We start from the raw sequence: 24,726 nt of genomic DNA, 5'->3' as shown, positions 1-24,726 counted from the left end.
CGACCCAACTCGAGGACATTCGTGAGACTTCGCACCCGGCTGCGCTCGAGCAGCGCTCTCTGGGCTTCCCCCTTCGCGGTCGCTCTGACCCTGTTCTATTACTTCGCGGTCACCTACGAACCCATATCCCAGGCGAGTTACGGCCACGCCCCCAGGCTCGTCTCCGTCCCGCTGCTGGCCATGTACCCCTTTGCCTACGCCCTGGCCGCCGCCCTCGGCGTCTGGGAGAGCGGCCGGCTGGCCCAGGGGGCGGTGTGGCAGCTCACGCCGGCCCGCTCGCGCTACCGGGTCGCGGCGGAGGCACTCGGTCCGGTAATCGGCCTCGCTTGGCTCATGCTCGTTCTCCCGGTGACGATCGCGCTCGTGCAGGAGCACACGCTCCCCACGCTGCCCAGCCTTCGCCCCCTCGTCATGGCGATGCTCGTCTCCGTGGCGTACGCCGTGATCGGGTTCGCCGTCGGACGGCACGTCCGGCCGATCATCGCCGCCCCGGTGCTGGCCGTGGTGGTCGATCTCCTGGTGGCGACCTCGGCCACGCTCGACACCTTCTGGTGGCGTCACGTCCTCGGCCGGAATCCCGAGGGGCTGGCTTTCGGTGAGGTCGCGACGTACCCGGCCATGCTCGCGCAGGCACTGCCCGCTTGCGGTGTCGCGTTGGCGGTGGCAGTGCTGTGGTCGCCGCTGCGGTGGATGGTCCTGCGCGTGGCACTCGGCACGGCGCTGGCCGTCGCGTGCGCGCTGACCGCGTTCTTCATCACCCGGGACTGGGGCCCCATGCCGCCGGTGGCGCGGGGTGGCGTACCAATGGTGTGCCAGGGCAGCGCGCCCCAGGTCTGCATGCCGGAGTTCGCCGAGGGCAGCCTCGCGGCCGTACGGTCCGATGTGGTGGACGTGCTCGCCGATCTGCGGACCGCAGGGGTCGGACCGTCGCCGTCGGTCGTGACCGACACGATGGTGGACGGATTTCATCCCCGGCCATCCACTGCGGAGACCTGGCGGATCGCGCTGACCAAGGGTGAGAGCAAGGGGATCGTGCGCTACCAGACCGTCCGCGCAGCGGTGACCTTCCCTTGCCGCCAACCCGATGCCGCCACCACCCGGCTGGTGGTCATGTGGGCCTCGGAGAGAGCAGGGGAGAGGAAGACCCTTGACAACCTCCTTGCGAAGGATCCGTTCTACGACGTGAAACAGCGCACGGCGCTTCACCGCAAGGTGGCAGAGGTGCTGGCCAAGTCACCGGCTGAACAGTCCCAGTGGTATCGGGAGCAGGTAAACAGCGCCTGTGGGAGCCAGACATGATCTGGTGGCTCAAGGCCAGGCAGGCCCACTTCGTCCTACCGGCGGGAATCGCTGGGCTCGCGGTGCTGACCCTGGTGTTCCACGACGTCTCGGCCCGGCTGCCGTCGATCTCACTGTCCAACGGGACCGAGACGCAGGTGCTGCTGTTCGCCCCAGTCGTTGTGGTCGCAGCAGTCGCGCGCTGTCTCGACTCCCGGCTTCCCGCGGCCGAGTCGTCCGGCATCCGCCGGGTACGGCTGCTGGACACTGCCCTCATCGTGGCGTTCGTGCTGGCCGCGATCCTGGTGGGATGCGCGGTGGGCGCACTGTTCAGCTCCGCCGCCGCCTGGACTTCCGGACGGAATACAGCCTTCCTGACCGGGCTGATGCTCTGCGCCCGCGCACTCGTCGGCCGGCCCGCCGTCATGGTGCCCCTCGGCTGGGTGATGACCGTCGTTCTCGTGGGCTTCCGCACCTGGGACGCCCCCTACTTCTGGGCGATCGTCCCGGAACCATTCGCAGCCCCCCATGCCGCCATCGCCACCGTGCTGGTCTTCGCAGCTGGTGTCGTTGCCCAACTCCGCACTACGAGGAGTGAACTGTGACTCTGGAACTGTCCTCCTGCACCTACGCCTACAGTCGGCGCAAGGCGCCCGTGATCAGAGACTTCAGCTTCCAGCTGCCCAGTGGTCTCACGATTCTGCTGGGCCCGAACGGTGCCGGAAAGTCCACGCTGCTCAAGCTGGCCGCCTCCGTCGTCGTCCCGGTCTCGGGCTCGGTCTCGTACGGACGGCTTCACGCCAGGAGCAAGGAGTACCGCAGGGCCGTCGCCTGGATGCCCCAGACGATCACCCCGCTGCCCTCGCTGACCGCGCGGGAGTACGTCGCCTACGTCGGCTGGCTCAAGGGAATGGGCCGCAGCGATGCCTGGAAGGGGGCGCGGAAGGCCCTGCAGCGGGTCGAGCTCGCAGACAAGGCGGGCGAACGGACCTCCCGCCTTTCAGGCGGTCAGCTGCGCAGGGTCGGGGTGGCCGCCGCTCTGGTGCACGACGCCCGCGTCCTGCTCCTCGACGAACCGACAGCCGGCATGGACCCGCGCCAGCGGCGCGTCTTCCGGGACATTCTCACCGGCCTGAGCGACGACGTACAGGTACTCATGTCAACCCATGACGTCGCTGACCTCGCTGAGGAGGCCGACCACGTCGCCGTCCTGGACGCCGGCCGTATCTTGCACTCCGGAACTACGGAGTCCTTCCTCGCGCACACGCCGACAGGCGCCGCCCCGGGGCGGGCCGCGGAGGGTGCGTACACCGCCTTGCTGTCGAGCGCCGGGAGCAACCTCGCCTATTGAGCTCGGCCGCCACCGCGATCTCCGCGCCCGTGTTGCCCGTCCCGACGACCAGGAGGTCTTTGCCGGGCCACTCGGGGACGTACGGCGTGTGGTTGTAGCCGGTGGCGACCACCACCGCCGAGGCGGTGAGCTCGCGGCCGCCGGTGGCGTGCAGCAGCCAGCCGCCGTCGCCGTCATACGCGGGCTCGATACGGGCGACCTCGACCCCCGTGACGATCTCCAGCTCGTGGAACTCGGCGTACTTCTCCAGGTACCGCACCACGTGTCCCGCGACACCCACCGCCCGAACGACGTTGGGGGTATCGGTCATGATTCGTGAGCGTAACGATCACGGACAGTCGCCACAGGGGTGCGGCGGTCGGCTCCCACGCCGCCTGCCCGGAGAGAGAGCCCCAGGCGGGGGGCGTGGCCGCCCTGTTGTCGTCCGCCACCCCTTACGGAATCGAAATGGGTGGTACTTCGACGGAGCTGCTCCGTGTCCGCATGACGAACAGTGCGATCGGCCGAACACGGGCTGGGCGCACCCCTTGCGCGGTGGCCGCCCCATCGGTTGAACTGACGTACCGTCAGATTGGAGAGGGGTGGGTGGAGCGGAATGCAGACCATCTGGCTCGGCGGCGCGGAGTGGCTCGCCGTGCTGCGCATCGGCCTCGGCCTGTGGTGGCTGGAAAGCTGGCGCCACAAGGACAAGAAGGGCTGGTTCGAGCGCGGTACGGGCATCGCCTGGGCGGCGGACGTCGCGGGCAAGCACAAGTGGCCGGCGGTGAAGCGCGGCTTCGATGTGGTTGTCGCGCCCCGGCCCAAGGCGATGGCGTACATCGTCGTGTACGCCGAACTCGCCCTCGGGCTGGGTCTGGTCGTCGGTTTTCTGACACCAATCGCGCTGGCCGCAGGCCTGCTCCTCAATCTTCTCTACCTGGTCCTGATGATTCATGACTGGGCCGAGCAGGGGCAGAACGCCATGATGGCGCTGATCTCGCTCGTCGCCCTGTTCGCCCTGTCGTGGCAGGCATGGTCCCTCGACCATGCGATCGGCTGGCTCCGGGCATGAACGCGGCCACGCCGGACATCGACGCGTTCACCCGCCCCTACTGGGACGCCGCCGCCGAAGGCCTTCTGCTGCTGCGCCGCTGCCGGGCCTGTACCCGGCCGCATCACTATCCGCGCGAGTTCTGCCCGTACTGCTGGAGTGAGGACGTCGGCTGGGAGCGGGCGAGCGGCCGGGCCACGCTCTACACGTGGTCCGTCATCCACCGCAACGACCTGCCGCCTTTCGGTGACCGCGTTCCGTACGTCGCGGCCGTCGTGGACCTCGCGGAGGGGCCGCGCATGATGACGGAGGTCGTGGACTGCGCGGAGTCCGCCCTCGCCATCGGCATGGCGCTGACTGTGACCTTCCGGCGGTGCGGGGCGGGCGTGACGGTGCCGGTGTTCGGGCCGGGCTGATCACGCACTCACTCACTCGCTCAGTCACTCGTCGTCCGTGACCAGCTGCGCCATCACCAGCCCGTACAGCAGCTCCACATCGACGAACTCCCCCTCTTCCGGAGCCCCGCACCGCCATGTCAGCGGGTACGTGTTGCCGTCCGGCGCGGGGATGCCGACGTACTGGTCCCGGGCGGCCGGACCGAAGCACTTGGCCCCGGGCGGCCAGTCGAAGCCCTTGCTCTCCCCGGGCGGTACCAGGAAGTACGTCCATCGCCCGCCCGCGATCTCCCGCACGACCGGCCCGGGTTCACCGTCAGTGAGCGTCGCGAGGTGGTGCAGCACGGCCTCGCCCCGTGCGCCGCGCAGGCGGATGGCGTCGAAGTAGATGCCGGTGAGGTGGAGTTGATGCCCCGCGGAAGGTACCCAATCGGGGAGTTTCTTACTCGTCATGGCTACGAGCATCCTGGCGGTTGCGTAGCGTGACCAGGAGGACGCGGTCCACATCGGACGAATGTGGTGAGTGGGGTGGTGGCTGTGGGGACGAGTGTCGAGCCGTCGCATGTGCGGAGGCTGGTGGGGGGCCTGATTCGCATCCATCGGACGCGGGCCGGGCTCACGCAGAAGGACGCGGCGGAGAAGCTGCTGGTCTCGGAGTCGCTGATGGGGGCGTACGAGCGGGCGGAGCGCATCCCGGCGCTGGACTTCCTGCGGGATGCGGATCAAGTCTTCGACGCTGGTGGCGCGTTGACAGCGTGCATTGAGCTGATGGAGGAGGAGAAGTATCCGCCGAAGTTCCTGGACTGGGTGCGGCTGGAGCGACTGGCGCGGGTGATCAGCGCGTACGAGGCGTTGCTCATCCCCGGGTTGTTGCAGACGGAGGCGTATGTGCGGGCCTTGTACGAGGCCCGCGTGCCGGCGTACACAGAAGAGGAGATTGAGCGACACGTCCAGGGCCGACTGGAACGGCAGGCGGTCCTGACCCGCAATCCGCCGCCTCGTATCGGGTTCGTCGTCGAAGAGTCGGTGCTTGAGCGGACGCTCGGCGGTCCGGAAGTGCTCAAGGAGCAGCTCTGGCATGTGCTGGACTGTATGAGGACGATGAACCACCTCACGTTCCAAGTGATGCCGACTCGGCGGCACACGCACGCGGGTCTCATGGGGCCCATGCAGCTGATGGCGACGCAAGAGGGACGGACTTTGCTGTACGTGGAGGCGCAGGGCGGCGGTAAGTTGATCCACAAGCCGGAACAGGCTAGCGATCTGTTCGACCTGTTTGGCATCCTGCGGGCGCAGGCGCTCACACCATGGGAATCCGCAGAGCTCATCGAGAGGAAGGCGGGGCAGCTGTGAACACGCGACCCGAGCTGGCGTGGTTCAAGTCCAGCTACAGCGGTAACGAGGGCGAGGCTTGCATCGAGGTTGCCTACGACTGGCACAAGTCCAGCTACAGCAGCAACGAGGGCGGCGCCTGCGTAGAGGTCGCCGCCTGCCCCCACGCCGTCCACGTCCGTGACTCCAAGGTCACCGACGGGCCCACCTTCGCCGTCGCCCCCGCCGCCTGGGCAGCGTTCCTGGCCGGCACCGCTACTGGCTGACTGCTCGTCGCCCTACAGTGCAAGAGCCGCACGGAGGCCGGCGGAGATCTTCATCATCGTGTGCGGGGACAAGGCGCCGCGATCCTCCTCCAGGTCGGTGCGGTAGAGCAGGGCGACGTCGTCGCAGAGGGCGCGCCCTACCAGAGGGTCGGCCGATCCGAGTTCGATGATGGTGGGAAGCTCCGGTTTGATACTGGTCGTGAGACGGACGGCCAGACAGTCCTGCAACGCTCGGTTGCGGGCGTTGTTGGAGACGACTAGCCAGGGCTTGCGGCCGTTGCCGATGTCGGCCATGTAGACCCGGCCCCGCACAGGGGTAAGGGTGTTGCCCATGAGGGAGTCAGCCCTCCAGCCGGGCGCTACGGGCACGCATGGCACGGCGGGCGGCAGCGTCTTCGTCGTCCTGTGCTGCGGCCAGTGCGGCATATCCGGTGAGCATGACGCGCTCGGTTACCGCAATGCGTCCCGCGGTGAGCAGCGCGTGCAAGGTCTCTGCTTCCGAGGCGTCGTCAGCCAGGAGTATCCCCGCCACCTGCTTGAGGGCCTCGTGTTCCGGGGTTCCGGCGGTGCGGAGGCGTTCAAGGTGGGCTTGGTCCTCGTGGCTGAGCGGGATGCTCTTACGGATCTTCATCGCAGGTGCCATGCTTCACAGCATGCAGCACTTGCTGCTGCATGGCAAGCGGCGGTACGTGCAGCGCGATCGTTCACAAGCCCGGCGCGCCCCAGACCGGGAACCACCGGGCCAGGTCCTTCTCCACCCGCAGGTCGTCCCCGAGCAGTGCGTTGACCTGCAACTCCACCTGGCTGTCGCGTTTCTCCTCGCCGCCCGGCAGCGGGGCGAACGGGTAGAACGTGCCGCGCTTGTACAGGTAGACCAGGGCCAGTGAACGGCCCTCCCCGTCCCGGAATCCGATCAATGAGCACAGCAGGTGCGGGCCGAAGCCGGCGTCCTGGAGCAGGGTGTTGACCGCGTGCAGGTCGTTGACCAGGTCGACCAGGGCGGCGGCCGGGTCGTCGGCCGAATGGCGGGCCAGCAGCCAGGTGTAGCCGTACGCGTCCCGGCTGAACTCCACCGGGATCCCGCCCGCGCCCCCGCCCCCGCCCGCGCCTCCATCCGCGTCCGCGTCGAGGAGTTCCCGTACGTCCTGCTGGAGGCGGGCGAACGTACCGCCCTCCACGCCCGCGAAGCACACCGAGCCGAGCCCTGTCGGCGTGAAGCCCGCGCCCGCCTGGAGGGTGAGGGCGGCGGACGGGACGGCGAAGAGCTGGTCGAGGTCGGGGCGGACCGGTTTGCTGCGGCCGAGGATGGAGTCGAGCAGACCCACAGGAACTCCTTGGCTGGCTTTCAGGGGCGTGACAGGTCGGCCGCGATGCGGCCCAGCTGGTCCAGGCGCTGTTCCAGGGTCGGGTGGGAGGAGAGCAGCCGGCCCAGGCTCTCCTTCGCGGCGAAGGCGGGCACGAAGTAGAAGGCGTTGTACGGCTCCGCCTTCCGCAGGTCCTCGGTCGGGATGCGGGCCATCTGCCCGCTCACCTTGGTCAGGGCCGAGGCGAGGGACGACGGGCGGCCGGTGAGGAGTGCGGCGGTGCGGTCGGCGGACAGCTCGCGGTAGCGGGAGAGCAGCCGGGTGAGGAGGAAGCTCACCGCGTACACGACGGCGCTGATCAGAGGGATCAGCATGATGACGATGCCGGCCGGGTCGCTGCTGCGGTTGTTGCGGGCGAAGCCGCCCCACAGGGCGACGCGGGTGACGAGGCCGGCCAGCACGCCCAGGAACGAGGCGATCGTCATGACGGCCACGTCGCGGTGGGCGACGTGCGACATCTCGTGGGCGAGGACGCCTTCCAGCTCCTCGGGCTCCAGTCTGCGCAGGAGGCCGGTGGTCGCGCAGACGAGGGAGGTGCGCTCGCTGCGGCCGGTGGCGAAGGCGTTCGGTACGTCGCTCTGCGCGATGGCGACCCGGGGTTTCGGCATGTCCGCCAGGGCGCAGATCCGGTCGACGGTGCCGTGCAGCTCGGGTGCTTCCTCGGGGGTGACCTCGCGGGCGCCCATGCCGTAGGCGGCGATGCGGTCGCTGAACCAGAACTGGGCGATGAAGACGCCGCCCGTGATGACCAGGATGATCGGCCAGGCGCCGCGCAGGGCCGCGAGGAGTACGCCGACCAGCACGACGTACAGCAGACCGATCAGGAACATGGTGGTCACCATGCGGGAGGTGAGACCACGGTCGGGGGCGTAACGGGTGCGGGTGCGGGCCATCGGTGCCTCCAGTCCCGAGTCCCTGGGGCTACGTGTTTATGACTCTCCTATAATGCCCCTTTCTGGTTGAAATCGAATAAGGTTCGCGCTCGTCAGGGCGGCTCGTCACGGCCAGAGCAGCTCCCGCTCCCACGCGCCTCCGGCCTCCCGGTGGTAGCGCAGCCGCACGTGCCGTCGCCTCGCGTCGCCCTGGAAGAACTCCACCTGCCGGGGCTCGACCACATACCGCGTCCAGCTTCGACTCTCCGAGTCCGGTTCGGAGGCCGCCCGCTCCCAGGCGGCCTCCGATGCCCTCACCAGTTCCTCGTACGAGTCGAGGACCTCGCTCTGGCGTCCCACGAGGGCCGAGGCCAGGGCGCCGGTCGAGCGCGCATGCAGATCGGCCTGGCTCTCCGCGGGGGTGGCGGCGGTGACGCGGCCCCGTATCCGTACCTGCCGGCCCTGAGCGGGCCAGTAGAAGCCGAGTGCCGCGTGCGGGCGTGCGGCGAGGTGGCGGCCCTTCGCGCTGGTGGCGTGCGTGGCGAAGTGCCAGCCGTGCCCGTCTGCGTCGTGGAGCATCAGCGTCCGTACGTCGGGCAGGCCGTCCTCGTCCACGGTCGCAAGGCTCATCGTGTGCGGCTCGGGCTGCCCGGCGGCGACCGCCTCGGCGAACCAGGCGTGGAAGAGGCTCACCGGGCTGCCGGGCGCGGTTGCCGGGTCGAAGGCGGGGAGGTCGATGTCCCACACGCGTTGTGCGTGGAGCAGGTCCCGGAAGGCATTCTGTGCATCGCTCATGGCCTCATTGCACACCACCGACCGCCGGTGAGCGGACGAGGGGCCGAGGGGCCGGGCGAACCGAGTGGAAGACCAGTGACAGGTCAGAGATGGACCGGCCATGCGGGCAACGGTTAGCGCCCCAGCACCAGTGTTCCCGACGAGCAGAACCAGCCGCCCGTCCCCGACGCCACCGCCAGCTCCGGCAGCCCGCCGTCCGCCCTGCGGACCTGGCCCCCGCCCGCCTCGCCACGCAGCTGCCGTACCGCTTCCACCAGCAGGAACAGGCCCCGCATCCCGGGGTGGCAGGCGGACAGGCCGCCGCCGTCGGTGTTCACCGGCAGTCCACCGTCGCGCAACAGCCGGCCCTTCTCGATGAACGCGCCGCCCTCGCCCTTCGCGCAGAAGCCGAGATCCTCGAGCGTCACGAGGGTCATGTACGTGAAGGCGTCGTAGATCTCGGCGAGGTCGATGTCCGCGGGGCGTACGCCTGCCCGCTCGAAGGCGAGACGCCCGGAGACGGCCGCCGGGGAGACCGTGAAGTCGTCCCACTCGGACATGGTGGTGTGGGACATGGCTGAGCCGGCGCCCAGGACCCACACCGGAGCCTTTGCCGCATCCGGTACGTAGTCCTCCGCCACCATCAGCACCGCGCAGCCGCCGTCGCTGCGGATGCAGCAGTGCAGCTTGGTGAAGGGATCGGCGATCACCGGGCCGGAGTGTACGTCGTCGGTCGTTATGGGGTCGCGGAACATCGCGTCGGGGTTCGTCGCCGCGTTCGCCCGCGCCTGGACGGCCACCTCGGCGAGCTGCTCCAGGGTCGTGCCGTACTCGTGCATGTGGCGGCGGGCGGCCATCGCGTACTTGGCGACGAGGCTGTGCCCGTACGGGACCTCGAACTGCAGCGGGCCGCGCGCCCCGAAGGAGAGGTTCGCGGTGCGGCGCCGCGCCTTGATGTCGGCGCGGGCGGTCGAGCCGTACACCAGGAGTACGGCGTTGGCGTGGCCGGCGGCTACCGCGTCGGCGGCGTGCGCGGCCATGACTTCCCAGGTGGCACCGCCGACGGTGGTCGAGTCGACCCAGGTGGGGCGCAGCCCGAGGTACTCGGCGACCTCGATCGGCGCGAGCGTGCCGAGGCCGGCCGATGCGAAGCCGTCGATGACGGACCGGTCGAGGCCGGAGTCGGCGAGGGCGCGGCGGGCGGCCTGCGCGTGCAGGGCGTACGGGGTGGCGTCGTCGACGCGTCCGCAGTCGGAGAGGGCTGTGCCGACGATGGCTACCTTGCGGGTGGGGTGGGTCGGCGGCGGCGACATGAAACTGACGGTACATCAGGTTTGGCCTTCGGTGGTGGGGCTTGGCGGAGTTAGGCGCGGGCGGGTGGGTGCTGGGGCTCCGCCCCAGACCCCGCTCCTCAAACGCCGGAGAGGCCGGATGTGCCGGTTGGTGGCGATGTGCCGGGAGGCCAGTGCTCGCACCCGTCGCGCCTCTGTGCATCTCGCCCACCCAGCCCTAACATGACGGGCCGTCAGTCAGAGGGCTGGGAGGGAGTTCCATGGACGCCGCCTTCACCGTGGAGCAGGACGAGATCCGCCGCACGCTGCGCGAACTGCTGGCCAAGCGATGTGGTCCCGATGAGGTGAAGTCGGCCGTGCGGACCACCGCCGGGTACGACCCCGACCTCTGGCGGCAGCTCGCCGAACAGATCGGGCTGCCCGGCCTTGCCCTCCCCGCCGCCTACGGCGGAGTCGGCTGCGGGACCGTCGAACTCGCCCTCGCCTGCGAGGAAACGGGCCGAGTCCTGCTGCCGTCCCCGCTGCTCGCCACCGCCGTGCTGGCCGCACCGCTGATCGCCGCACTCGGTACGGACGCCCAGCGCGCCGCCCTGCTCCCGCCCGTCGCCGACGGCACGCTGACCGCCACCCTCGCCGTCCCCGGCGGCGGCCTCTCCGCCGCGCTCGCCCTCACCGGCGACAACGCCGGCGGCGAGTGGGCGGGCGGTGGCCGGTCCGGCGGCGTACAGGCCCGGCGTACGGCCGCGGATGAGCGAGACGGAACCTGGACGCTGTACGGGGAGGCCGAGCAGGTGCTCGACGGGCACAGCGCCGGTCTGCTGCTGGTCGCCGCACACACGGGCGGCTTCGCCCGGAGCCGCACCCTGCTGTTTCTCGTACGGGCCGACGCCCCGGGACTGGTCCGCGTACGACAGACCGCCCTGGACGAGACCCGGCCCCAGGCCCGCGTCCAATTGCGCGAGGTCGCGGGGGAGTTGCTGGGTGGTGACGACGCCGCCGATGTTCCGGGGGCGCTGGCGGAAGCCGGGCGTACCGCTGCCGTCATGCTCGCCGCCGAGGCGGTCGGGGCAGCCTCGCACGCGCTGGAGCGAACCGTCGACTACGTCAAGACGCGCGAGCAGTTCGGGCGCGCGATCGGTTCCTTCCAGGCGGTCAAGCACCGGCTGGCGGACCTGTACGTACAGGTCCAGGCTGCACGCTCGGCGGCGTACTACGCAGCCTGGGACCCGGCCACCGGGGGCCTCGCCCTCGCGCACGCGGTCGAGGCGCTGCGTACGACCGCGGGGGAGGCCGTCCAGCTGCACGGCGGGATCGGATTCACGTGGGAGCACGACGCGCACCTGTACTTCAAGCGGGCGGCGTCGGACGAGCTGCTGTTCGGCCCCGTCCACCGCCTGCGCGACCGCGCGGCGCAGGTCGCGGGGCTCTTCGGTACGGCGGAAGGCGCGGTGGGGGAGGCGGCGGGGGAGACGACGGGAGTGGCGGGCGTGGCGGGAGTGGCGGAGCAAGGGGTGACGGCCTGATGCCGCCGACCGGAGTACGGCTCCTCCAGAAGGTGTCCTCGACCCGCGCCTTCGCCCGCATCGCCCCGCACTTCGTCCCCGCCATGGACCGCGCCGTACACCGCCTGACCCGCGGCAGGGTGATGCTGAGCGCCCAGATGCTGCCCGGCGTGATCCTCACGGTGAAGGGCGCCAGGAGCGGCCTGCCGCGCACCACGCCGCTGGCGTGCATGCCGGAGGACGGCGGCAGGTGGATTCTCGTCGGGAACAACTTCGGCCGGCCGGGACATCCCGGCTGGACGGCCAACCTGATGAAGCACCCGGACGCCAGTATCAGCTGGCGCGGCAAGGACATCGAGGTCAGGGCGCGGCGGCTGGAGGGTGCCGAGCGGGAGGAGGCGTGGCAGGCGGTACTGAAGTTCTGGCCGCCGTACGCGACGTACCAGGCGAGAGTGGAGCGGGAGATCCGGCTCTTTCTGCTGGAGCAGCGGCGAAGCCGCTGAGAAATGCCGCAGCGGCGGACCGGTATGGGGCCGCCGCTGCGTAGACAGGACTGGGTCGGGTGGGGGTGAGAGGGCTGGGGGTTGGGGGTTGGGGGTTGAAGTTTTGGGAGGCGGGGCCTACTTCGTCGGCTTCTTGCCGGTGATGCCCAGGTGCACCAACAGGGCGAGATTGGGGCGGAGTTCCGTCTGCTTCACGCCCCACGCCTGGAAGCCCTTCTGGTGCGAGGCCACCGCGGCCAGCATCGCGACGAGAGAGCCGGCCATCGCGGCGGGGCTGATGTCCTTGTCGACCTTGCCCTTGGCCTGGAGCTCCTTCACCGTGTCCGTAAGGGAGTTGGTCACGGAGTTCAGGATCTTCATGCGGATCTTGTAGAACCGCTTGTCGCCCTCCGCGGCACCCAGGTCGACGACCCGGAGGATGGCGTCGTTTTTGCGCCAGAAGTCGAGGAAGCCCTCGACAAGCTCTTCGGAGGTCGCCCAGCCGGCCTTGCCGACCCAGGAGCGGCCGGAGACGAGTTCGGTCAACCCGGCGCCCTCCTTTGCCATTTCTTCCGCGACTTCGAGGACGGCGCCCTCCACATCAGGGAAGTACTGGTAGAACGTCGCGGGTGAAGTCCCCGCCTTCCGGGCCACATCGATGACTTTGACGTCGCGGTAGGGCGAGGAGCTGAGCATCTCGCTGAGGCAGTCGAGCAGCTTCTGCCGCGTCGCCTGACCGCGTCGTCCGGCCACGCGGCCGTCGACCGTGCGTACTTGTCCTGTCATGCCAGTCAGCTTACCGAGGGGTGATCGGAGCGCGATTCGGCCGACTGCAAATGGGGAACCGGCCGGGCGCACGGGCCTGCTCCGCAGGGGCCGCCACCTCGCTGACCGCCCCGAACCCGAATAGTCTTATCAACAGCCTGTGGACAACTTTGGTGGACAAGTTGTGTCCGCCATGGCGTGATGCCCCGGTATTCAACTACTTGTTCGATTTTCCTCCTCTGCGTGGAGCGCGGTGGCCCGTTAGCTTGAAGGGTGACGGGCGTCACACGCCGCCCTTGCCCTGCGTGACGGAAGGAGCCGGGCTCATGGCCGTATGTGCGGAAGGCATGCCGTGCTGGGTGGATGTGACGCTGGCTGACGTCGAAGCGGGCAAGCGATTTTACGGTGGGCTGTTCGGCTGGACGTTTGAGGATCCCGGCATCGACGAGCGGGCCAGAGCGCGATGGTCGGGGCGGGCCGGGGGGCAGGCCACCTTCGTCAACGCCCTCATTGACGGCAAGAAGGTCGCCGCCCTCGCGCCCAAACTGGACGGCCGTATGCCCACCGCCTGGGGCGTCTACTTCGCCACCGACGACGCCGCGGCGCTCGCCCGCAAGATCAGGGACGCGGGCGGCCAGATGGTGACGGACCCGCTGCCTCTGCCCCCGCTCGGCACGATGGCTGTGGCCGCCGACCCCGGCGGCGCGGTGTTCGGGCTCTGGCAGGCGGGGAGCCATGCCGGGTTCGAGAAGCGGGACCAGCCCGGCTGCTTCTGCTGGACCGAGGTCTACGCGCGCGACAAGAACCGGACTGACCCGTTCTACGAGACGGTCTTCGGCTTCCAGGGTTTCGACCTCGACCTCGACGAACCGGGCCAGGAATTCCGCATGTGGTCTCCGGCGGGCGCCGAGCCCGGCCCCGATACGGCCATCGGGGGGCGCAGCGTCATGGGGGACGCCTTCCCGGTCGAGATGCCCGACCACTTCCTGGTCTATTTCGTGGTCGACGACTGCGACGGGGCCGTGTCGAAGGCGGTGGAACTCGGCGGCCGGGTCCAGGCGGACCCCTTCGACACGCCCTACGGCCGGATCGCGGTGCTCACCGACAACCAGGGCGCCACCTTCGCTGTGCTGGCCGAGCCGGCGGAGACGGCCGAGACGGCCGACAGGGCGGAGGCGGCCGAAGCCGCCGAAGTGGCCGAAAGTGGCGAGGTTGCCGAGCGCCCCCAGCCCGACCGGCCCCGCGAAACCGGAACGTAGCAGGCCATCCCCGACATTCCGCGCCTGCGTGACCTGTCCGAATCCGGGTGAGACACCCCGGTCCGCCCCCGGGTTCGCCACCACCGCCTCCGACAGGAAGAATCAGGGTGCGCACCGCTGGGTGGTGCCCAGTGGTGAGACGCTTCACGGGGCTGTGTTCACGGCCTCGTACGGGGAGGTGGCAGGCAAGTTATGGAGCAGCTGACGCAGCATGACCCGCGGCGGATCGGCCCGTTCGAGGTACTGGCCCGGCTCGGGGCCGGCGGCATGGGGCTGGTCTATCTCGCGCGGTCGGCGTCCGGCCGGCGCGTGGCGATCAAGACGGTAAGGACCGAGCTCGCCGAGGACCAGCTGTTCCGCGTCCGCTTCACGCGCGAGGTGGAGGCCGCCCGGGCGGTCAGCGGGTTTTATACGGCCGCCGTCGTGGACGCCGATCCGCGGGCGGCGGTGCCGTGGCTGGCCACGGCGTACGTACCCGCGCCCTCCCTCGAAGAAATAGTGAATGAATGCGGGCCGATGCCGGCCCAGGCGGTGCGCTGGCTGGCGGCCGGTATCGCCGAGGCGCTCCAGTCCATCCACGGGGCGGGTCTGGTCCACCGTGACCTCAAGCCGTCGAACGTCCTGGTGGTGGAGGACGGGCCGCGCGTCATCGACTTCGGTATCGCCTCGGGCGTCTCCAACACACGGCTGACCATGACCAACGTCGCCGTCGGTACGCCCGCCTACATGTCGCCCGAGCAGGCGCGCGACTCGCGCAGCGTGACGGGCGCGAGCGACATTTTCTCGCTCGGTTCGACGCTGGTCTTCGCGGCGACCGGGCATGCGCCCTTCCACGGCGCGAACCCGGTCGAAACCGTCTTCATGCTGCTGCGCGAGGGCCCCGACGTCGAGGGACTGCCCGACGAGCTGCGCCCGCTGATCGAGTCGTGCATGCAGATGGAGGCGGTACGGCGACCCAGCCCGGCCGACCTCCAGGCGCAGCTCTCGCCGCACCTCTTCGACTCCGGCGAGGACGACAGCGGTACGGCGTCGGCCTGGCTGCCCGCACGGGCCACCGCGATGATCGAGCAGCGGCGGGGCGGGCGTGCCGCACTGCCGTCCACGCCGAGCACGCCGCCGGCCCGGGCGCACTCCACGCCGCCGAGGCCGCCGGGCCCGCCGCCGTTCGCCCCGGTGGCGTCACGGTCGCAGGCCGCGGCGTCGGCGTCGGCTCCTGCCTCCGCTGCGGCGTCGGCACCGGCACCGGCGTACCCGGGTGGGCGCGCGCCGCAGCCGCAGGGAGCCCACGCGGGACAAGCCGGTGACCATGCCGCCGTACGCCTGCCCGGTGCCAAGGTGCCGATCGGTCCGGGCCCCCGCGTGGTCGACGGCCGCACCGCCGCCGTTCAGGCGCACGGCGAGCACGCCACGGGATGGATCCGGCCCCCCGCCGGGGTGAGCGTCTCCCCGAACGGCGCGGACGCCCACGCCGGCGTCGTACCGCCGCCTTCCACCGCCCCGCCGCCCCCGGCCATTCCGCCGCCCGCACAGTCGGCGGACGGCGCGGGGCCGTCCGGGGGATGGCGGCCGTGGCGGTTCCGCATGTCCAACGACGTGTGGGGCACACCCGCCGTAGCGGGCGACCTCGTCTACGTCACCTCCTTCGAGGTGCACGCCCTCGACGTGGCCAGCGGCCGGCGACAGTTCAAGACGCGTGACGTCGCCTGGGCGATGGCGGTCGCGGGCGGGCGTATCCACGCCTCCGACGGCCCCACGCTGTACGCCCTCGACGCGGCCGACGGCCAGGAGCGCTGGCGGCTCCAGACCGATGCGTGGGTGTACTCCCTCAAGGCTCACCGCGGCACAGTCGTGACCGGCACGCGGGGCGGCGGCGTCCAGGCCTGGGAGGCGACCAACGGCCAGAAGCTGTGGGAACTCACCGGCGCGCAGAGCGACTTCGAGACCCCGGAGGCCGGTCCCGCCGTACATGACGACACCGTGTACGTGTGGCAGGACGCACGGCTGCGTGCGCTGGACGCCCGTACCGGCAGGGAGCGCTGGTCGTACCCGATCGGCGACGCGGCGTCCTGCGGGGGAGTCCCGCTGCGGGTGACGTCGGCGCCGGACGGCTATGTGTACGTCGCCGCCGGGACCCGAGTCCTCGCCATCGACGCTGCCGGCGGCCGTGTGCGGTGGCACTTCGAGGCCCCCGCCGTCTTCCTGAGCCCGCCCGCCTTCGCGCCGGGTCCGGCCGTCACGGGCGGTGGCATCTACCTCGCCGACTACCTCGGCACGGTGTACGCCCTGGACGCCTCCACCGGCAAGGACCGCTGGCGCATCGCCACCGAGTCCCGCCAGTCCATCGAGCCGGTGCTGGTCGCCGCGGGCAACATCCACGTGGGCAGCGGCAGCGCGCTCTACACCCTGGACGCCGTGACCGGCACGCCGAAGTGGCGTTTCGCGGCGGGCGGCGAGGTGGTCGGCGCGCCGGTCGTCTCCGACGGCCGTGTGCACTTCGGCTCGGCCGACCACTGCCTGTACACGCTGGACGCGAGCGGCGGGCAACTGCGCTGGAAGCTCGCGACGGGCGGCGAGATCACCGGGTCGCCGGTGGCACAGGGTGGTGTGGTGTACGCGTGCAGCAAGGACCGGTGCGTGTACGCCCTGGACGCGGTGAAGGGCACGGCGACGGGCCGGTCGTAGGGAGCGTGCACGTGCAGAGGTCGGTCGGGGCGTAGGTCAGGGGCGGTACGGCGACGGGCCCGGCCGGTCGCCGTACTCGCCCCGGTCGTCCCGGCCACCCCGGTCGTCCCGGCCACCCCGGCCGCCCCGGTCGTCCCGGCCGTGCGGCGGTGGATACCTGGGGAAGTGCCCTTCCTCCTCCGGTACGGGCTCATGCTCCTCCCCCGGTACGGGCTCGCGCCGCCGGTGTCTGTTGCCGTTGCCGTCCACGCGATGCCTGCGCCGATGCCCGCGCCCGAGCATCGCGGCGGCGGCCAGCAGGAGGAGCGCGCCGCCCGCGAGTGCGTAGGCGACGCCGACGTTCAGGCCGGTGCCTTCGCCGTTGACCGTGAGGCTTCCCTGCGCCTGGCCCACACGGACCATCCAGAAGATCGTGAACCCGAGCACGACGACCCCGGCGAGGGCGACCGTCAGCCGGGATCTCAGCAGCAGCCCGACCAGGGCCACCAGGGCGGCGAAGGCGAACGGCAGCAGGAGGGATCCCGCCAGCCCGGCCTTGCTCTCCGTAATGCCGCTGAACAGATCACCGATGCGGTACTCGCGCCCGAGACGGCCGTCGTACCAGGCACGGAAGGGGCTGAGAACGGCGGCCGTCGCTCCAACGAGAGCCAGGACCCAGCCGAGGACACTGCGGAACATCGGCGGCCTCCTTCCGGTGGCTCTGGCTCCCGACGCTACGCCCACCGTGCGGCGGTTGCCAGTCACAGGAGGGGGCGGCCGGTGAACGGTGCCGGGCCAGATGGCCTACCAGGCGGGGCGCTGCCGCGCAGGTCGCCCGATGCTGTGCCGTGAGCGACCCGGCATGCGCCGGGAGCGATGGACTTCCAGGAGGTACGCCGGCATGTGTGCAGCACCCAACCACCGCGGTAGACCCTTCCGCCCCCGACTGCGACCGACCGCCGCCCTGGTCGTGGCCGGGGCGTGTGCGATCGGTCTGATCGCCGGGCCGGCACAGGCCGACGGGCCGCATCCCGACAGCAAGCCGCGTCCCGACAGCCAGACGCATCCCGACAACAACCGGCACGACCGCGCGTTGCGTGAGGCCCTGCAGGGGCTGGTGGGCCCTCCGGACGGGCCGCCCGGCGCCATCGCCGTGCTGCAACGGGGCAAGCACGTGAAGGTCTACCGGGCCGGTGTGGCGGACCTGGAATCCGGCCGGCCGCCGCATCCCGACGACCACATGCGCGTGGCCAGCATCGCCAAGGCGTACAGCGGGTCGGTCGCGCTGCAGCTCGTGGACCGGGGGAAGCTGCGGCTTGACGACACGATCGGCAAGCGGCTGCCGGCCCTGCCGAAAGCCTGGCACAAGGTGACACTACGTCAGCTCCTCCAGCACACCAGCGGCCTGCCGGACTTCACGGAGGAACCCGGGTTCCAGGAGGCGGTGGCGGCCGACCCGCGCCGCGTGGTGGACTCGCGCAGGCTGCTGGACTTCGTCGCCGACGAGCCCCTGCGCTTCAAGCCCGGCTCACGCTACCGGTACTCCAACTCCGAGAACATCGCGGTGGCCCTGATGGCGGAGGCGGTGACCGGTCGTCCGTATGAGGAGCTGCTGCGCCGACTGGTCTACCGGCCGCTCGGCCTGCGCAACACCAGCTTGCCGCGCGGACACCTGCTTCCCCGGCCCTATGTCCACGGTTACGCCTTCGAGCCGGGCCAGCCTCCGGAGGACGTCAGTACCGCCTTCAGTGCGTCGTGGTTCTGGGCCTCGGGCGGAGTGGTCGCCACCCCGAACGACATGAACGTTTTCATGCGCGCTCACGCGGGCGGCGCACTCCTTTCGAAAGCGACCCGGAAGCAGCAGACGAAGTGGGTCAACGGCTCCTCCGTGAACCCCGGACCCGGCCGCAACAAGGCCGGACTGGCGCTCTTTCAGTACACGACGCGCTGCGGCGTGGTCTACGGCCACACGGGCACCATCCCGGGCTACTCCCAGTTCGCCGCCGCCACGCCCGACGGCAAACGCTCCGTGGCGGTCTCCGTCAACACCCAGTTGAGCCAGCAGGAAACGCCTGAGCTCCTGGCCAAGCTGCGGAAGGTCCAGGAGGACTTCGTCTGCGAGCTGTTCCGCCGCCGCTGAGGTACACCACCCAGCTGTCTAGCGCGTACGGAAGCCGGACCGGCGGGCGGCGAAGAGCTCCGCCTGCCGGTCCGGCGGCAGGTTCCCGAGCGCCACCAGATGCGGCGCCTGCGCGAGCGCCTGGCTGCGCGCCCCCTCCTTCGCGGCCCACACCGCGCGTACGGTGCCTTGGACAGCCTCCGTCGGATACGAAGCGATCACCTCGGCCGACCGGACGGCCGCCCCCAACACGTCTTGCCGGGCGGTCAGTTCCGACACGAGTCCCGTCTCGTACGCCCGACGCGCCGACACCCGTTCCGCCGTACCCATCAGCGACATCCGGGCGACCTCCCCGAACGGCATGCGCTGCGCCATGTAGATCGCCTCGTACGCGCTGACCATCCCGTACGTCGTATGCGGATCGAAAAAAGTCGCATCCTCGGCGGCGACGACGAACTCGACCTCCCCCAGCAGGTAGAACGCCCCGCCGCACGCCATGCCCCGTACCGCCGCGATCACCGGCTTCCACAGGTCGTTCGCCTTCGGCCCGATGGAGAGGAGCGGATCGTCGATCGAGTACGGCGACGGGGGCTGGGGCACGTCCACTCCCCGGTCGATGCCGGTGCAGAAGGCCTTGTCGCCGGCTCCGGTGAGCACGACCGCCCGCACGCTGTCGTCGAAGCGGAACTCGCGCCAGGCGGCGGACAGTTCGCGCGCCGTCTCCAGGTCAATGGCGTTGCGTTTCTCCGGCCGGTCGAGCGTGACGACCGCGACGCCGGTCTCCTTGTCCCGTTCGACGCGGACGCAGCTGCTCATGACCGCTCCAGCAGCCATCGAGGCGCCGTCACGCCGTCCGCTCCCTCGGTGAAGGCGACCTGCACCCTCGCGCCGATGCGCAGCCGCGCCGGATCGACGGAGTCGAGCGCCGCGTCGGGCCTGGTGACCACGTTCCCCACGAGCCGGATGTGCGGGGCGTCGGCCAGTTCGACGACGACCGCGTTGTACGGGGCCTGGGCGGCGTACGCCGGCAGGAGTGGCGGGTGGGGCAGGACGTACGACCAGATCCGCCCCTTGCCGCTCATCCGCCGCCACTCGCTGTCGAAGGACTGGCAGTGCGGGCAGCAGGGCCGGGGCGGAAAGCGGAGCTCGCCGCAGCCGGGGGCGGCGCAGGCCTGGATGCGGAGCTCGCCCTGGGCGGCGTACTCCCAGAAGGGCGCGCCGTCGTCGTCGACGACGGGCGTGAGCAGCCGACTGTCATTCATCCCTCAACTCCTCAGCAGCAGGGCGGACGTCGGAACTCCCTCGCCCGCGGTGACCAGGCAGGTGGCGGCGCCGGGAACCTGGGCGGTGCTGGTGCCGCGCAGTTGTTTGACGCCTTCGGTGATGAGGTTGAAGCCGTGGACGTACGCCTCGCTGAGCCCGCCACCGCCGGTGTTGATCGGCAGCCGCCCGCCGCTCTCCAGGGCCCCGCCTTCGGTGAACGCCGCTCCTTCTCCTCTCCCGCAGAAGCCGTAGCCCTCCAGGGACAGCGGAATGAGTGGGGTGAAGGCGTCGTAGATCTGCGCGACGTCGACGTCGTCGGGGCCGAAGTCGGCCTGCTTCCAGAGCTGGCGTGCGGCGGTCCAGGCGGGGCCGGTGAGTGGGTCGTCGTTCCAGTAGTTGACCATGCCGTGGTGCTGGGCGGGCAGGCCCTGGGCGGCGGAGTGGACGTACACGGGCTTCTGCCGGCAGTCGCGGGCACGCTCGGCCGATACGACCACGCAGGCCAGGGCCCCGTCCGTCTCCAGGCAGTTGTCGAAGAGGCAGAGCGGCTCGCTGATCCAGCGGGAGCTCATGTACATGTCGCGGGTCAGGGGGCGTTCGTACATCATCGCGGCGGGGTTCTGGTTGGCCCGGTTGCGGCAGGCGAGGGCGACGTTGAAGAGGTGGTCGCGGGTGGCGCCGTACTCGTGCATGTACCGGCGGGCCAGCATGCCGATCTCGTCGGCGGGGCGCAGGAGACCGAAGGGGCGGGTCCACTGGGCGGGGGTGGGCAGCTGCACGGCGGTGTTCTTCCAGGGCCGCGGCCCCGACCCGCGCTTTCGCGAACGCCAGGCGACGCCGACGCTCGCCTGGCCGGTGGCGATGGCGGCGGCGAGGTGGGCGACGGTGGCGCAGGAGCCGCCGCCGCCGTAACCGACCTTGGAAAAGAAGGTGAGGTCACCGGCTCCGATGGACTTAGCTACCTCGACTTCGTCGGTCTCCTCCATGGTGTACGAGGCGAGGCCGTCGACTTCGGACGGGGCGATACCGGCGTCGTCGAGGGCGGCGAGTATGGCGCGGCAGGCCAAGGTCTTTTCGGACTCGGGGAGTTGCTTGGCGAAGGGCGTCTGTCCCGTACCGACTATCGCTGTCGCATCTTTGAGCGTCGCCACGTCGGGCACCTCCGCGATGGTCACGACTGCTGACAGCGCGTCAGGTTACAGCTAATCTGACGGATAGTCAGCTAGTGCGTCGGCGTCGACATCCGCGTCGGCGTGCGGCGTGGGGCGTGCGGCGTGGTGCGTGGTGCGTGCAGCGTGCGGAGTGCGGTGTGGAGGGCTTGTGATGAGCGCAGCGGACGGCGGGGACGCCGGATGGGGCAGCATCCCGGAGCTGGTGTGGAGTGCGGCCGAACGGTACGGGGAGCGGGAGGCGGTGGCCGAGGGCCGGACCCGTATCTCGTACGCCGATCTCGGCGAGCGCGTCGAGCGGGCGGCGGCGGCGTGCATGGCGCGCGGGGTCGAGCCGGGCGACCGGGTCGCCGTCTGGGCGCCCAACACGCTGGACTGGATCGTGTCCGCACTCGGCGCGGTGACGGCGGGCGCGGTCCTCGTCCCGCTGAACACCCGCTTCAAGGGCGCGGAGGCGGCGTACATCCTGCAGCGCAGCCGGGCCAGACTCCTCTTCGTCACGGGCACTTTCCTGGGCACGTCGTACGTCGCGTCCCTGCGCCGTGCGACGACGGACGGCCCGGGCGACGGCCCGCTGCCCTCCCTTCCGCACCTGGAGGAGGTGGTGGTCCTGGCGGACGACGCACCCGAGAACTTCAGCACGTGGAAGGACTTCCTGGCGCGGGGTGAGGCGGTGCTGTCGTCGGAGGTGCGCGCTCGCGCGGCGACGATCGCCCCCTCCTCGCCCTCCGACATCATCTACACGTCGGGCACGACGGGCCGCCCCAAGGGCGCGGTGATCACGCACGCGCAGACGCTGCGCGGCTACGCCATCTGGTCCGAGCTGGCGGGTCTGCGCGAAGGCGACCGCTACCTGATCGTGAACCCCTTCTTCCACACCTTCGGCTACAAGGCGGGGATCATCGCCTGCCTGATGCGCGGGGCCACGATGGTCCCCCAGCCGGTCTTCAGCGTGGACACGGTCCTGGCGAACATCGCCGCCGAACGCATCTCCGTCCTCCCCGGACCGCCCACCCTCCACCAGTCACTGCTGGACCACCCGTCCCGCGACACCCACGACCTCTCCGCCCTGCGCCTGGTGGTCACGGGCGCGGCGGTGGTGCCTCTGCGGCTGGTGGAACGCCTCCGCTCGGAGCTTCACATCTCTACGGTCCTCACGGCGTACGGCCTGTCCGAGGCGTCCGGCATCGTGACGATGTGCCGGCGCGGCGACCCGCCGGAGACGATCGCGTTGACGTCGGGCCGCGCGATCCCGGGCACGGAGGTCCGCGTACTGGCGGAGCCCGGCAGTCCGGGGGAGGTGCTGGTGCGGGGCTTCAACGTCATGCGCGGTTACTACGAGGACCCGGCCGAGACGGCTGCCGCCATCACCACGGACGGCTGGCTGCGTACGGGCGATGTGGGCGTACTGGACGAGGCCGGCAACCTGCGCATCACCGACCGGATCAAGGACATGTTCATAGTGGGCGGCTTCAACGCCTACCCGGCGGAAATCGAGCAACTGCTGGGCCTGCACCCGGATGTGGCGGACGTGGCGGTGATCGGCGTCCCGGACGCGAGGCTGGGCGAGGTGGGCAAGGCGTACACGGTCCGCCGCCCGGGTTCGACGCTGACGTCGGACGACCTGATCGCGTGGTCCCGCCGCGAAATGGCGAACTACAAGGTCCCGAGGGAGGTCGAGTTCGTCACGGATCTTCCGCGCAACGCGAGCGGCAAGGTCCTGAAGACGGAGTTGCGGTCACGGGACCACTGAAATGGCGTGGGTCACTCCACGGGCCGGGAGGTGTGGTCGATGGCAGGGCAACCAAGAAGTACACGGTCCCCCTGCCGGAGGAGCGACACTGTTGGCGAATTCGGTTCACGGATGCGTTCGCTGAGTGGAGGGGGAGGGGGCGGATAGTCTGCCGCCATGGGTTCGGGTGAGGGGGCCGAGGGCATCGGCGCGGATCTTGACAGTCAGGGCTGGGGTGCCACGCGCTCCTGGGTGCAGAAGGGGCTGTCCGAGGCGGAGCGCATCGAAAAGGTTGTGCGGCTGCGCGGCGGCTGGACGTCGGAGATGCGCCGCCTGGACGTCGGCGGTCCGGGTGGTCGGCGCTCACTCGTCCTGCGGTCCTTCGTCAAGCCTTTCTTCGTTCGGCATGCGGAGGGCCTGCTGACCCGTGAGGCGACCATCCTGCGCCTGCTCGGTGACACGGACGTCCCTGCGGCCACGCTCGCGGCGGTGGACGCGACGGCGCAGTACTGCGATCACCCCTCCTTGCTGATGTCCCTGTTGCCGGGGACCGTGCACCTGGGCGATCAGGGTGCTGATGACCGCGCCGAACTGCTGGCCCGGCAACTGGTGCGTATCCATCAGCTGTCGGTGACCGCGCAACAACGGCCTCGCACTTATCAGGCCTGGACCTCCCCCGAGCGAGCGACTCTGCCCGCAGCCACCGAGCGGCCTGAGCTCTGGCAGCGGGCTGTCGACGTCATCCGCCGGGAGCCCCCGGCCTATCAGGGTTGCTTTCTGCACCGGGACTTCCATCCCGGCAACGTCCTCTTCACAGGCACCGGCGATGATCTTCAGATCAGTGGGGTCGTCGACTGGGTGGAGACCTCTTGGGGGCCGGCCGACTTGGACGTGGCTCATTGCTCGACGGCCCTCGCTCTGCTGCACGGGGCTCCCGCAGGCATGCGCTTCGCCGATCGCTACGTCGCTGCGGGAGGAAGCTTGGCCGAAGACGGCACCGCCCATCTCTACTGGCGGCTGCTGGACGCGTTGGGTTTCGCTCCGGACGCGGAGAAGGTCGCTGTTCCCTGGCGTGAACTGGGCCGCGTCGATCTGACAGCCAGTGTCCTGGCTCAAAGGCTGGAGGGATACGTTGAATCCCTTTTCGGCCGCTATGCCTGAACCGTCGCCGCTGGGGCGAACGCCTACGAGCAGGAGTTCTGCGTGGTGGGCCGGAGCGCTGCCAGGTGAGAAACGCGCGTCCGGGCCCGTGGGGTGTTGGTCCACCAGGCGTTGAGGCGGTGGAAGTTCATAGCGGTGGCCGTGAGTTGGTGTTGCAGTCGGGCCTTGGCGAGCCCGTGATAGCGGCATCGCCGCAGGCCGAAGGATCGAACGCCTTGGGAGATCGTGCCTTCGACACCGGCCCGGTGTGCGTACTGTTCCTTCCACTCCTGGGTGCCTTCCTGGGCCCGTGCCTGCTGAATCGCCTCATACTCCGCTTGCGGGCGGAGGGTGATCCGACGGCCCATGTCCGACTTGTTGTTGGAGCGGGTGCACTGCTCTGGCGGGGGAAGGGGCGGCGGCGCAGGCTGAGTTTCGCGACATCCAGTGCTGGTTCGACGAGCGCGAAGGCGATGCAAAGGCGCAGACACATGATGTCGCCGACGCGGCGATCGCCCTGCTCGCGGACACCGGACTGCTCGGCGGCCATAAGTACGCCATCGATGCGGCGCACACGTTCATTGCGAGCAGCCAGCCAGGCCGGGTGAAGAAGCTCTGTACGCCGACGGTCCGGATCCGACCGCTGTAGCGTGCTTGGTCGGGGGTCGGGGGTCGGGGGT

The 24,726-nt window shown here is 70.2% G+C and carries 27 protein-coding genes and 1 pseudogene; 14 read left to right on the top strand and 14 right to left on the bottom strand.

The window, feature by feature from the left end:
• Positions 1–21 precede the first annotated feature (21 nt).
• From J7E96_RS06870 to J7E96_RS06860, 3 genes are read left to right on the top strand one after another with little or no spacing between them, the layout of a single operon-like run.
• Positions 22–1,299, top strand: coding sequence for a hypothetical protein (locus J7E96_RS06870; RefSeq protein ID WP_215128507.1), 1,278 nt, complete (start codon positions 22–24; stop codon positions 1,297–1,299).
• A complete protein-coding gene (locus J7E96_RS06865) occupies positions 1,296–1,883 on the top strand; it encodes a hypothetical protein (RefSeq protein ID WP_215128506.1) in 588 nt (195 codons plus the stop codon). Before J7E96_RS06870 ends, J7E96_RS06865 begins: the two co-directional genes overlap by 4 nt.
• Positions 1,880–2,629 carry an ABC transporter ATP-binding protein gene (locus J7E96_RS06860; protein WP_215128504.1) on the top strand — a complete coding sequence of 250 codons (750 nt, stop codon included), beginning with the start codon at positions 1,880–1,882 and terminating at the stop codon, positions 2,627–2,629. Before J7E96_RS06865 ends, J7E96_RS06860 begins: the two co-directional genes overlap by 4 nt.
• Here J7E96_RS06860 and J7E96_RS06855 read toward each other — a convergent pair.
• Positions 2,580–2,926 (bottom strand): annotated as a pseudogene (locus tag J7E96_RS06855) (NAD(P)-binding domain-containing protein); the annotation flags it as partial. The gene J7E96_RS06860 and the pseudogene J7E96_RS06855 sit on opposite strands and share 50 nt — an antisense overlap.
• A 298-nt stretch (positions 2,927–3,224) precedes the next feature.
• Here J7E96_RS06855 and J7E96_RS06850 point away from each other — a divergent pair.
• On the top strand, positions 3,225–3,680 hold the full coding sequence (locus tag J7E96_RS06850; RefSeq protein ID WP_215128502.1) for a DoxX family membrane protein: 456 nt from the start codon (positions 3,225–3,227) through the stop codon (positions 3,678–3,680).
• Positions 3,677–4,075 (top strand): Zn-ribbon domain-containing OB-fold protein, encoded by a 399-nt coding sequence (locus J7E96_RS06845; protein WP_215128500.1) that lies wholly within the window; start codon positions 3,677–3,679, stop codon positions 4,073–4,075. Before J7E96_RS06850 ends, J7E96_RS06845 begins: the two co-directional genes overlap by 4 nt.
• Before the next feature lie 24 nt (positions 4,076–4,099).
• On the opposite strand, the gene J7E96_RS06840 is transcribed toward J7E96_RS06845, so the two are convergent.
• Positions 4,100–4,507, bottom strand: coding sequence for a hypothetical protein (locus tag J7E96_RS06840; RefSeq protein WP_215128498.1), 408 nt, complete (start codon positions 4,505–4,507; stop codon positions 4,100–4,102).
• A 123-nt stretch (positions 4,508–4,630) separates the two neighbouring features.
• Between J7E96_RS06840 and J7E96_RS06835 the strand changes: the two genes are divergently transcribed.
• Positions 4,631–5,407 (top strand): helix-turn-helix transcriptional regulator, encoded by a 777-nt coding sequence (locus tag J7E96_RS06835; protein ID WP_215128496.1) that lies wholly within the window; start codon positions 4,631–4,633, stop codon positions 5,405–5,407.
• Complete coding sequence (locus J7E96_RS06830; protein ID WP_215128495.1) at positions 5,362–5,652, top strand: DUF397 domain-containing protein; 291 nt, start codon at positions 5,362–5,364, stop codon at positions 5,650–5,652. The genes J7E96_RS06835 and J7E96_RS06830 overlap by 46 nt, the downstream gene beginning before the upstream one ends.
• A gap of 12 nt (positions 5,653–5,664) precedes the next feature.
• Here J7E96_RS06830 and J7E96_RS06825 read toward each other — a convergent pair whose 3' ends face one another.
• From J7E96_RS06825 to J7E96_RS06800, 6 genes are all read right to left on the bottom strand, one after another.
• Positions 5,665–5,985, bottom strand: a complete 321-nt coding sequence (locus J7E96_RS06825) for a type II toxin-antitoxin system PemK/MazF family toxin (RefSeq protein WP_215128493.1) — start codon at positions 5,983–5,985, stop codon at positions 5,665–5,667.
• A gap of 7 nt (positions 5,986–5,992) precedes the next feature.
• Entirely contained in the window at positions 5,993–6,295 is a 303-nt protein-coding gene (locus tag J7E96_RS06820; protein ID WP_215128490.1) for a hypothetical protein, read from the bottom strand.
• 61 nt (positions 6,296–6,356) lie between these two features.
• A complete protein-coding gene (locus J7E96_RS06815) occupies positions 6,357–6,977 on the bottom strand; it encodes a hypothetical protein (RefSeq protein WP_215128488.1) in 621 nt (206 codons plus the stop codon).
• 20 nt (positions 6,978–6,997) lie between these two features.
• Positions 6,998–7,909, bottom strand: a complete 912-nt coding sequence (htpX, locus tag J7E96_RS06810) for a zinc metalloprotease HtpX (RefSeq protein ID WP_215128486.1) — start codon at positions 7,907–7,909, stop codon at positions 6,998–7,000.
• Positions 7,910–8,014: 105 nt separating this feature from the next.
• Entirely contained in the window at positions 8,015–8,683 is a 669-nt protein-coding gene (locus tag J7E96_RS06805; protein WP_215128484.1) for a pyridoxal 5'-phosphate synthase, read from the bottom strand.
• Between the two features lie 113 nt (positions 8,684–8,796).
• Entirely contained in the window at positions 8,797–9,975 is a 1,179-nt protein-coding gene (locus J7E96_RS06800; RefSeq protein WP_215128482.1) for an acetyl-CoA acetyltransferase, read from the bottom strand.
• 239 nt (positions 9,976–10,214) lie between these two features.
• On the opposite strand from J7E96_RS06800, the gene J7E96_RS06795 reads away from it, so the two are divergent.
• Both J7E96_RS06795 and J7E96_RS06790 read left to right on the top strand, forming a co-directional pair.
• Positions 10,215–11,477, top strand: coding sequence for an acyl-CoA dehydrogenase family protein (locus J7E96_RS06795; protein ID WP_215128480.1), 1,263 nt, complete (start codon positions 10,215–10,217; stop codon positions 11,475–11,477).
• Positions 11,477–11,959, top strand: a complete 483-nt coding sequence (locus J7E96_RS06790; RefSeq protein WP_215128478.1) for a nitroreductase family deazaflavin-dependent oxidoreductase — start codon at positions 11,477–11,479, stop codon at positions 11,957–11,959. The genes J7E96_RS06795 and J7E96_RS06790 overlap by 1 nt, the downstream gene beginning before the upstream one ends.
• A gap of 117 nt (positions 11,960–12,076) precedes the next feature.
• Here J7E96_RS06790 and J7E96_RS06785 read toward each other — a convergent pair whose 3' ends face one another.
• Positions 12,077–12,724 carry a TetR family transcriptional regulator gene (locus J7E96_RS06785; protein ID WP_215128476.1) on the bottom strand — a complete coding sequence of 216 codons (648 nt, stop codon included), beginning with the start codon at positions 12,722–12,724 and terminating at the stop codon, positions 12,077–12,079.
• A 305-nt stretch (positions 12,725–13,029) separates the two neighbouring features.
• On the opposite strand from J7E96_RS06785, the gene J7E96_RS06780 reads away from it, so the two are divergent.
• Both J7E96_RS06780 and J7E96_RS06775 read left to right on the top strand, forming a co-directional pair.
• Entirely contained in the window at positions 13,030–13,962 is a 933-nt protein-coding gene (locus tag J7E96_RS06780) for a VOC family protein (RefSeq protein WP_215128474.1), read from the top strand.
• A gap of 192 nt (positions 13,963–14,154) precedes the next feature.
• A complete protein-coding gene (locus J7E96_RS06775; RefSeq protein WP_215128472.1) occupies positions 14,155–16,644 on the top strand; it encodes a PQQ-binding-like beta-propeller repeat protein in 2,490 nt (829 codons plus the stop codon).
• Between the two features lie 36 nt (positions 16,645–16,680).
• On the opposite strand, the gene J7E96_RS06770 is transcribed toward J7E96_RS06775, so the two are convergent.
• Positions 16,681–17,322 (bottom strand): hypothetical protein, encoded by a 642-nt coding sequence (locus J7E96_RS06770; RefSeq protein ID WP_215128470.1) that lies wholly within the window; start codon positions 17,320–17,322, stop codon positions 16,681–16,683.
• Positions 17,323–17,524: 202 nt separating this feature from the next.
• Between J7E96_RS06770 and J7E96_RS06765 the strand changes: the two genes are divergently transcribed.
• Complete coding sequence (locus J7E96_RS06765) at positions 17,525–18,763, top strand: serine hydrolase (RefSeq protein ID WP_215128468.1); 1,239 nt, start codon at positions 17,525–17,527, stop codon at positions 18,761–18,763.
• Positions 18,764–18,781: 18 nt separating this feature from the next.
• Here J7E96_RS06765 and J7E96_RS06760 read toward each other — a convergent pair whose 3' ends face one another.
• Genes J7E96_RS06760 through J7E96_RS06750 form a run of 3 tightly spaced genes read right to left on the bottom strand, consistent with a single transcriptional unit; the run spans position 18,782 to position 21,156 of the window.
• Entirely contained in the window at positions 18,782–19,558 is a 777-nt protein-coding gene (locus tag J7E96_RS06760) for an enoyl-CoA hydratase/isomerase family protein (RefSeq protein WP_215128466.1), read from the bottom strand.
• On the bottom strand, positions 19,555–20,004 hold the full coding sequence (locus J7E96_RS06755) for a Zn-ribbon domain-containing OB-fold protein (protein WP_215128464.1): 450 nt from the start codon (positions 20,002–20,004) through the stop codon (positions 19,555–19,557). Before J7E96_RS06755 ends, J7E96_RS06760 begins: the two co-directional genes overlap by 4 nt.
• Before the next feature lie 3 nt (positions 20,005–20,007).
• Entirely contained in the window at positions 20,008–21,156 is a 1,149-nt protein-coding gene (locus tag J7E96_RS06750) for a lipid-transfer protein (RefSeq protein WP_215128462.1), read from the bottom strand.
• Positions 21,157–21,328: 172 nt separating this feature from the next.
• On the opposite strand from J7E96_RS06750, the gene J7E96_RS06745 reads away from it, so the two are divergent.
• Both J7E96_RS06745 and J7E96_RS06740 read left to right on the top strand, forming a co-directional pair.
• Positions 21,329–22,927 (top strand): FadD3 family acyl-CoA ligase, encoded by a 1,599-nt coding sequence (locus tag J7E96_RS06745; RefSeq protein ID WP_215128460.1) that lies wholly within the window; start codon positions 21,329–21,331, stop codon positions 22,925–22,927.
• A gap of 156 nt (positions 22,928–23,083) precedes the next feature.
• Entirely contained in the window at positions 23,084–24,067 is a 984-nt protein-coding gene (locus J7E96_RS06740; RefSeq protein ID WP_215128458.1) for a phosphotransferase family protein, read from the top strand.
• A 23-nt stretch (positions 24,068–24,090) separates the two neighbouring features.
• Here the strand turns inward: J7E96_RS06740 and J7E96_RS06735 are convergent, their stop codons facing one another.
• Entirely contained in the window at positions 24,091–24,537 is a 447-nt protein-coding gene (locus J7E96_RS06735) for a transposase (protein ID WP_308295865.1), read from the bottom strand.
• Between the last annotated feature and the right edge of the window lie 189 nt (positions 24,538–24,726).

Origin of the sequence: Streptomyces sp. ISL-96 (assembly GCF_018614035.1) — a bacterium.
Lineage (GTDB): Bacteria > Actinomycetota > Actinomycetes > Streptomycetales > Streptomycetaceae > Streptomyces.
Note: the sequence above shows the minus strand (reverse complement) of the source record. Positions and strands in the feature narration are given on the sequence as shown.

Excerpts from the sequence above, each read along its gene's own strand:
- J7E96_RS06785 (WP_215128476.1), bottom strand. The coding sequence starts at position 12,724 with ATGACAGGACAAGTACGCACGGTCGACGGCCGCGTGGCCGGACGACGC.
- J7E96_RS06780 (WP_215128474.1), top strand. The coding sequence starts at position 13,030 with ATGGCCGTATGTGCGGAAGGCATGCCGTGCTGGGTGGATGTGACGCTG.
- J7E96_RS06800 (WP_215128482.1), bottom strand. The coding sequence starts at position 9,975 with ATGTCGCCGCCGCCGACCCACCCCACCCGCAAGGTAGCCATCGTCGGC.
- J7E96_RS06850 (WP_215128502.1), top strand. The coding sequence starts at position 3,225 with ATGCAGACCATCTGGCTCGGCGGCGCGGAGTGGCTCGCCGTGCTGCGC.
- J7E96_RS06740 (WP_215128458.1), top strand. The coding sequence starts at position 23,084 with ATGGGTTCGGGTGAGGGGGCCGAGGGCATCGGCGCGGATCTTGACAGT.
- J7E96_RS06755 (WP_215128464.1), bottom strand. The coding sequence starts at position 20,004 with ATGAATGACAGTCGGCTGCTCACGCCCGTCGTCGACGACGACGGCGCG.
- J7E96_RS06745 (WP_215128460.1), top strand. The coding sequence starts at position 21,329 with ATGAGCGCAGCGGACGGCGGGGACGCCGGATGGGGCAGCATCCCGGAG.
- J7E96_RS06805 (WP_215128484.1), bottom strand. The coding sequence starts at position 8,683 with ATGAGCGATGCACAGAATGCCTTCCGGGACCTGCTCCACGCACAACGC.
- J7E96_RS06795 (WP_215128480.1), top strand. The coding sequence starts at position 10,215 with ATGGACGCCGCCTTCACCGTGGAGCAGGACGAGATCCGCCGCACGCTG.
- J7E96_RS06845 (WP_215128500.1), top strand. The coding sequence starts at position 3,677 with ATGAACGCGGCCACGCCGGACATCGACGCGTTCACCCGCCCCTACTGG.
- J7E96_RS06765 (WP_215128468.1), top strand. The coding sequence starts at position 17,525 with ATGTGTGCAGCACCCAACCACCGCGGTAGACCCTTCCGCCCCCGACTG.
- J7E96_RS06790 (WP_215128478.1), top strand. The coding sequence starts at position 11,477 with ATGCCGCCGACCGGAGTACGGCTCCTCCAGAAGGTGTCCTCGACCCGC.
- J7E96_RS06770 (WP_215128470.1), bottom strand. The coding sequence starts at position 17,322 with ATGTTCCGCAGTGTCCTCGGCTGGGTCCTGGCTCTCGTTGGAGCGACG.
- htpX (WP_215128486.1), bottom strand. The coding sequence starts at position 7,909 with ATGGCCCGCACCCGCACCCGTTACGCCCCCGACCGTGGTCTCACCTCC.
- J7E96_RS06865 (WP_215128506.1), top strand. The coding sequence starts at position 1,296 with ATGATCTGGTGGCTCAAGGCCAGGCAGGCCCACTTCGTCCTACCGGCG.
- J7E96_RS06760 (WP_215128466.1), bottom strand. The coding sequence starts at position 19,558 with ATGAGCAGCTGCGTCCGCGTCGAACGGGACAAGGAGACCGGCGTCGCG.
- J7E96_RS06830 (WP_215128495.1), top strand. The coding sequence starts at position 5,362 with ATGGGAATCCGCAGAGCTCATCGAGAGGAAGGCGGGGCAGCTGTGAAC.
- J7E96_RS06775 (WP_215128472.1), top strand. The coding sequence starts at position 14,155 with ATGGAGCAGCTGACGCAGCATGACCCGCGGCGGATCGGCCCGTTCGAG.
- J7E96_RS06840 (WP_215128498.1), bottom strand. The coding sequence starts at position 4,507 with ATGACGAGTAAGAAACTCCCCGATTGGGTACCTTCCGCGGGGCATCAA.
- J7E96_RS06820 (WP_215128490.1), bottom strand. The coding sequence starts at position 6,295 with ATGGCACCTGCGATGAAGATCCGTAAGAGCATCCCGCTCAGCCACGAG.
- J7E96_RS06825 (WP_215128493.1), bottom strand. The coding sequence starts at position 5,985 with ATGGGCAACACCCTTACCCCTGTGCGGGGCCGGGTCTACATGGCCGAC.